A 5,995-nucleotide genomic window follows, 5' to 3' on the forward strand; every position below is an offset into this window, starting at 1 on the left:
GGTCACGTCGACCGCCACCGACGCGGTGGAGCCACCCGGGGCGAGGGTGTAGGTGAAGGTGTCGGGCGTGCCCGGGACGTTGCAGTAGTCCCGGTCCGGCTCGTAGGTCAGGCCCGTGCCACCACCGGTGATGACGACGGTGCCGTGCGCCGGCTGCGTCACGGAGCCGATCGACCTCGGACCACCGTCCACGTCGGTGTCGTTGGCCAGGACCCCGATCGCCGTGGCACCCGCGTCCTCGGCCAGGGTCGCCGCGTCGTCCACCGCCACCGGCGCGTCGTCGACACAGGTGACGGTGACGAGCACCGTCGCGGTCGAACCGCCCCGCAGGGTGTAGGTGAAGGCGTCCAGCGTCGTCCCCGGCGGGGTGTTGCAGTAGTCCGCGTCGGGTTCGTAGGTGAGGCCGAGGCCGTCGTCGACGATCTGCACCGTGCCGTGGCCCGGCGCGGTCGTGCTGACGATCACGGTCTCGCCCTCGCGGGCGTCGTCGTTGTCACGCACCGGGATCGACGTCGGTCCGGCGTCCTCGGCCAGGGTCGCGGCGTCGTCGTCCGCGACGGCCGGGTCGACCACGCAGGTGACCGTCACGTCGACCCGCGCGGTCGAGAGGCCCGGGGCCAGCCGGTAGAGGAAGAAGTCCGGGTCCTCGTCGGACTGGTCGTTGCAGTAGTCGGCGTCGGGCGTGTAGCTCACGCCGTACGGCGTCACCACGACCGTGCCGTGGGCGGGCTGCGTGGCGTCGGCGATCACCAGCGGGTCGCCGTCGACGTCGACGTCGTTGGCCAGGACGAAGATCGTCGTCGGGGCGGCGTCCTCGAGGACGGTGGCCTCGTCGTCGTGGGCGACCGGGAGGTCATCGACGCAGGAGATGTCGACGGTGACGCGACCGGCGTCCGTGCGGCCGGTGCCGTCGCTGACCGTGTAGTCGAACCGTCCGGCGGCGGGGCCGCACAGGTCAGCCGCCGGGGTGAAGGTGATGGTGCCACCGCTGAGGGCGACGGTCCCGCCGGAGGCGGCGCTCACCGCGCTGACACGCAGGACGTCGCCGTCGGCGTCGGTGTCGTTGGCGACCGGGCTGCCCGCGCCGGCTGCTGGCAGGTCGAGGACGGTGTCCTCGACCGCCTCGACCGTGTCGTCGACCGCAACCGGGGCGTGGGTCTTCACCACCGGGGGCTTCGGCTTCGTCGTGGTCGGGTTGGCACGCCGCACCGACTCACAGGTACGGGAGACCGCGTCGCGTGGGTTGGCCAGCGCCCGGTCCGGGGTGCCGGTGCCGCACACCACGAGGTCGCGGAACCCTCGCTGGTCCACCGCGCGGAGCTGGTCGGCCCCGGAGCCGCCGCCCAGCCGGTCGTTGCCGGCGCCGCCGTCGAGGACGTCGTGCCCCGGGCCGCCCCACAACCGGTCGTGGCCCGCCCCGCCGCGCAGCGTGTCGTGGCCGCCCTGGCCGCGCAGCCGGTCGTTGCCGGAACCGCCGACGAGGACGTCGTTGCCCGCGCCACCGATGATCAGGTCGTCACCGCCGCGGCCGTCGATGCGGTCGTCGCCGCCGAGGCCACAGATGACGTCGTCGCGGGGGGTGCCCACGAGGACGTCAGCCCGCGGCGTGCCCATGATCGTGCAGCGCACGCGCGAGGAGGCGTCGACGATCTCGCCGACGTCGGTGCGCAGGGTCGTCGCCACCAGCAGGGTGATGCCCAGCAACGCTGCGAACCGGCCACGTCGAACCCACGCAGGACCCACCACTTGCACCGCACTCCTTCGACGCTCGGTGTGCCGTCAGCTCGGCACCCGGTCGTGGTGAAGGTTCTCAGCGGTGGGGAACGGGCGGAGACCGATCCGGCGCAACTCGGGACCATGGTCCCGCAGCGACGACCCGGACGGTCAGAACTCGTGCCGCAGCGGGTAGCCGCTGTCCCCGTCCACGGTCTTGGTCGCGAGGACGTGGTGGAGCTGGATCTCGTTGCGCTCGAACCCGATCCGCGACCCGGCCATGTAGAGGCCCCAGACGCGGGCGGTGCCCTCGTCGGTCTCCGCGACGCAGGCGTCCCAGCTCTCCGCGAGGTTGCGGCACCAGCCGGCGAGCGTCCTGGCGTAGTGCTCGCGGATGTTCTCGTGGTGCTGCACCTCGAGCCCGGCGTCCTCGAGGGCGCGCACGATGGTCCCGGACCCGGCGAGCTCGCCGTCCGGGAACACGTAGCGGTCGATGAAGGCTCCGGCCGTGGGCTTGCCGCGGTTGTTGTTGCGGGTGATGCAGTGGTTGAGCAGGCGCCCCTGGGGCTTGAGCTTGCCGGCGATGAAGCCGAAGTACGCCGGGTAGTTGTCCACGCCGATGTGCTCGGTGAGGCCGATGGAGCTGACCGCGTCGAACCCGGTCTCGGTGACGTCGCGGTAGTCCATGTGCCGCACCTCGGCGAGGTCGTCGAGGCCCTGCGCCTTGATCTCCTCCTGCGCCCAGGTGGCCTGCTCGCGCGACAGCGTCACGCCGAGCGCCTTGACGCCGTAGTGCCGGGCTGCGTGGCGGACCATGCCGCCCCAGCCGCAGCCGAGGTCGAGGAGGCGCTGGCCGGGCTTCAGCCCGAGCTTGCGGCAGACGAGGTCGTACTTGTGCTCCTGCGCCTCCTCGAGGGTGGCGTCCCCGGTCGGGTACACCGCGCAGGTGTAGGTCATCGACGGCCCGAGGACGTGCTCGTAGAAGGTGTTGGAGACGTCGTAGTGGTGGTGGATCGCGTCGGCGTCGCGCTGCTGGGAGTGCCGGCCCCAGGCGGTGAGGCCGCGCAGGCCCTCCGCGCGGCGCCGCCACAGCGGCAGGTGCTCCTGCGGCGGCGGGGCCGGTGGCACCAGGTTGGACAGACCCAGTCCCAGCAGCACCTCGGCCAGCTTCACCGGACCGGGCAGGCCGAAGTCGGTGTGGTCCTTGAGCAGCGAGAACGCCTCGTAGGGGKCGCCGGGGTGCACGCCGTGGAGCACCAGGTCACCGGCGACGTACGCGCGCCCCAGGCCGAGGTCGCCGGGCGCGGTGAGGATGTAGGACAGGCCGCGCTGGTTCACCAGCTCCAGGCCATAGGGCTGGCTGGTGTCACCCGCCTCCGTGCCGTCGTAGGCGCGCAGCCACAACGGCAGGCCGCCGGGGAACAGGGACGCGATCGTGGGGGCGATTCCCTTGCTCGTCATCGACGCTTCACCGCCTTGTCGTAGAGGGTCGTGAGTCGGTCGTCCGGGTCGTAGCACCGCTTCACCGCGGCGAGGTGGCTGGTGTTGTAGAGCTGGTCGAAGGTCTCGGGGTCGTAGAACGCCTCCGAGTAGAGCGACTTGTGGCCGCCCAGCTCGTGGACCTTGGCCTCGATGGCGCGGTTCTTGGGCGCGTTCACCGCGTCGGGACCGACGTGGACGGTCCCCCAGAACCCGACGTTGACGTAGAGCCGGCCGGGCTCGAGCGGGTAGAGCGGCCAGGCGCGGGTCGCGACGAGCGGGCACAGCCACACCGGCCGCATCCCGACCTCCTCGTCGAACCAGGTGAGGAACTCCGCGAGCCGCTCGACCGGCACCTCGATGTCCTGCACCACCCGCTCGCGCTGCGGGCGGCCGGCGCGGCGGTCGAGTCGGTCGGCGATGTCGAAGCGGCGGTCGAGGTGGAGCAGCTTCATGTAGACGTCGGAGCGGCGCAGGCTGCGCGGCCAGAACCGGCGGATGCGGGGGTTCTGCGCCCCGAAGGCGCCGGAGCACCAGAACCAGTCGGTGTCCCAACGCCACAGGTAGTCGTAGGCGGTGAGCCGGTCGCGGTCGCAGCGCTGCAGCGAGCGGTAGTAGACCTCCTGGCCGGCGTAGTCGGACGTCGGCCCCGGCTCGTCGGTCCAGCGGGCGAGGGTGAGCACGTGCTCCCCCGGCGAGAAGGAGACCCCATCGAGGCCGTGCACCGGCTCCCCGTCGTGCTCCTGCGCGGCGGCGATCTCGGCCAGGGTCTTGGCCATCAGCCCGGCGTCGTCGAAGCGAAGGTGCCGCAGCGCGACGAAGGACGGCACCCGCTCCAGCTTGATCCGCAGCCGGGTGGCGTAGCCGAGCGATCCGTAGGAGTTCGGGAACGCGTCGAAGAGGTCGTCGCCCGGCCGGGTGGTGACCACCTCGCCGGCTCCGGTGAAGACGTCCATCTCCAGCACCGACTCGTGCGGGAGGCCGAGGCGGAAGCTGGTCGACTCGATGCCGAGCCCGGTCACGGCGCCGCCGAGGGTGATCGTGCGCAGCTGCGGGACGACGTACGGCACGAGGCCGTGCGGCAGCGTCGCGTCGACGAGGTCCTCGTAGGTGCACATGCCCTGGACCTCGGCCACCGGCCCGTCGGGACCGTCCGGCACGACCTCGATCACCCCGTCGAGCCCGGACACGTCCAGACCCGGCGCCGTGCTCTCTGCCCGGGCCCGGAAGAGGTTGGTGGTCCGCTTGGCAAGGCGCACCGCCTGCCCCGCCGGGATCGCGGAGCAGGACGCTGCGAGTCGTGCCACGGCTGCCTGATGCTGGTGCCAGCCTCGATCTGCCACGGTCCGAACCTACTCCAGACCGGTGACATCCGGGCCTGACATTTTCCGACGCCTCTCACGCCCGGCGCGCGGCGCCCGGTCGGGAGGTGCGGGTCAGGCGGTGCGGGTCAGGCGGTGCGGGTCTCGCCGATCGCGCCGCGGGCGTCGCCCACGTGCACGGTGACCCCCGACGGGCCCGCGAAGTCCCTCAGCGCCGCCGCGTCCGGCTCGATGAGCTCCCCCGCGTCCCCCAGCACCACGCACGCCTCGACGCCCGTCGACCCCGACGACACCGCCGCCGCGACCACCGCCTGCACCGCGCTCAGCTGCAGCGACGGCAGGTCGACCGTCGCCGCGGCGTAGGTCCGGCCGTCGGTGTCCCGCACGGCCGCCCCCTCGGCAGCCTGGATGCGGGCCCGCGTCGCGCGGGCCAGGGTGACGAGCTTCTTGTCCTCGGTGGAGAGGTCGGTCATGGGGAGATTGTCCCAGCGCCGGGTGGGGGTTGTCGCGGCGGGACGGCGTCGGGGTGGCGGCTGCTGCCGGATGGGCTGCGGTGACGGCGAGGGCACAGCGGGAGAGCGGGCGACGAGAGGGGGACGAGAAGGCTGGGGAGGTAGTCGGGTCCGGCGGTCGGCTTGCAGTTGCGTAGGTAGGGCGTGGTTGATCCCGGCCTGGCTGCGGTCACGTAGCTGGCACAGYTCCGAAAGGCAGCGACGAGAAGGCTGGGGAGGTGGTCCGGTCCGGCGGTCGGCTCGCGGGTCGTAGGTAGGGCGTTGTTGATCCCGGCCGGGCTGCGGTCACGTAGCTGGCACAGCTGCGAAAGGCAGCGACGAGAAGGGTGGGGAGGTGGTCGGGTCCGGCGGTCGGCTCGCGGGTCGTAGGTGCGGCGGTGTTGGTCTCGGCGTGCACCCAGCTCCCGGTGGTTGAGGTGCGACGAGCGCTAGCGAGGAGCCTCGAAACCACCGGGCCTTGAGGACGGACTGTGGACAGAGAATCGGGAGAACCCCAGTCCACAGGCGGGTTTCCGGCGAATCAATGTCGGTGGTCTCTGGAAGAATCCAGTCATGGAGCTCGGGAACCACGCATCGATCGGCCAGTACGACGGCCGCTCCGTGACCGAGCTCCTCGGCGACATCCGCTCCGAGGTCGTCGCCCGGAAGTCCTCCCAGGTCCGGGAGTGGATCGCCATCGTCGCTTGGGCCGACCAGAACACCCTCGACTCCCCTGAAGGTGCGGCGACGCTGCTGGACGGGGTCGTCGACACCGGTGTCCCGATCGCCGGTCCGGGAGCCCCGCTCGTGTCGGAGTTCGCGTTGATGGAGCTCATCGCTGTCCTCGGTCGCTCACCGATCGGCGGTTGTGCCTACGTCGGCCAGGTGATCGAGTGCGCCTGGCSCCTCCCCCGCCTCTACCGCGCCGTGATCGCAGGTCGAGTGGACACGTGGAAGGCCCAGCGCATCGCCGACCTCACCCACCCGCTC

4 protein-coding genes and 1 pseudogene are annotated in these 5,995 nt (G+C 71.9%); 1 reads left to right on the plus strand and 4 read right to left on the minus strand.

Annotated elements, in window-relative coordinates; genetic code table 11:
• The 4 genes from L615_RS02230 to L615_RS02245 all read right to left on the minus strand — a co-directional run.
• The coding region (locus L615_RS02230; RefSeq protein WP_145723970.1) for an Ig-like domain-containing protein at nucleotides 1-1,704 on the minus strand (1,704 nt) is incomplete at its 3' end.
• Nucleotides 1,705-1,884: 180 nt separating this feature from the next.
• Nucleotides 1,885-3,174, minus strand: coding sequence for a cyclopropane-fatty-acyl-phospholipid synthase family protein (locus L615_RS02235; RefSeq protein WP_145723971.1), 1,290 nt, complete (start codon nucleotides 3,172-3,174; stop codon nucleotides 1,885-1,887).
• The gene (locus tag L615_RS02240; RefSeq protein ID WP_232221854.1) at nucleotides 3,171-4,499 is read right to left on the minus strand and encodes an FAD-binding oxidoreductase; all 1,329 of its coding nucleotides are present in this window, start codon (nucleotides 4,497-4,499) and stop codon (nucleotides 3,171-3,173) included. The genes L615_RS02235 and L615_RS02240 overlap by 4 nt, the downstream gene beginning before the upstream one ends.
• Nucleotides 4,500-4,642: 143 nt before the next feature.
• On the minus strand, nucleotides 4,643-4,987 hold the full coding sequence (locus tag L615_RS02245; protein ID WP_036519181.1) for a hypothetical protein: 345 nt from the start codon (nucleotides 4,985-4,987) through the stop codon (nucleotides 4,643-4,645).
• Between the two features lie 591 nt (nucleotides 4,988-5,578).
• On the opposite strand from L615_RS02245, the pseudogene L615_RS02250 reads away from it, so the two are divergent.
• A pseudogene (locus L615_RS02250) lies at nucleotides 5,579-5,995 on the plus strand (hypothetical protein); the annotation flags it as partial.

Origin of the sequence: Nocardioides sp. J9 (assembly GCF_007829375.1) — a bacterium.
Taxonomy (GTDB): Bacteria; Actinomycetota; Actinomycetes; order Propionibacteriales; family Nocardioidaceae; genus Nocardioides.

Excerpts from the sequence above, each read along its gene's own strand:
- L615_RS02245 (WP_036519181.1), bottom strand. The coding sequence starts at position 4,987 with ATGACCGACCTCTCCACCGAGGACAAGAAGCTCGTCACCCTGGCCCGC.